The organism is Photobacterium aphoticum (genome assembly GCF_001029435.1).
GTDB lineage: Bacteria > Pseudomonadota > Gammaproteobacteria > Enterobacterales > Vibrionaceae > Photobacterium > Photobacterium aphoticum.
In genome coordinates this window covers 1-369 of the sequence record NZ_LDOV01000067.1, presented here as the reverse complement: position 1 = coordinate 369, position 369 = coordinate 1, and the positions used below count along the sequence as shown (strand labels likewise).

The window sequence follows — 369 nt, the reverse complement described above, 5'->3', positions numbered from 1 at the left end:
TAGCGACAAGGGCGGCGTTGTGTTGGCGGAGCGGACGGGACTCAACGCGCACTGCAAGTCGGGGCTGGCCTTCCAGGCGCGCCCAAAAGACCGAAGGGCTTTCGGGAGCGTTAGATATGAAAAAGCCCGACGCTTTCGCATCGGGCTAAATCGTTGGCGGAGCGGACGGGACTCGAACCCGCGACCCCCGGCGTGACAGGCCGGTATTCTAACCAACTGAACTACCGCTCCAATTCTGTATGAAACCCGGATGAACCCGATTTCTAGAATGTGGCGGAGAGATAGGGATTTGAACCCTAGATACGCTATTAACGTATGCCGGTTTTCAAGACCGGTGCTTTCAACCACTCAGCCATCTCTCCGTAAGTG

General features: G+C 56.6%; 2 tRNA genes. Both read right to left on the bottom strand.

Annotation, left to right across the window (positions count from 1 at the left end):
- Nucleotides 1–154: 154 nt before the first annotated feature.
- Nucleotides 155–231, bottom strand: a tRNA-Asp gene (locus ABT58_RS23050).
- A gap of 40 nt (nucleotides 232–271) precedes the next feature.
- Nucleotides 272–362, bottom strand: a tRNA-Ser gene (locus ABT58_RS23045).
- Nucleotides 363–369 lie beyond the last annotated feature (7 nt).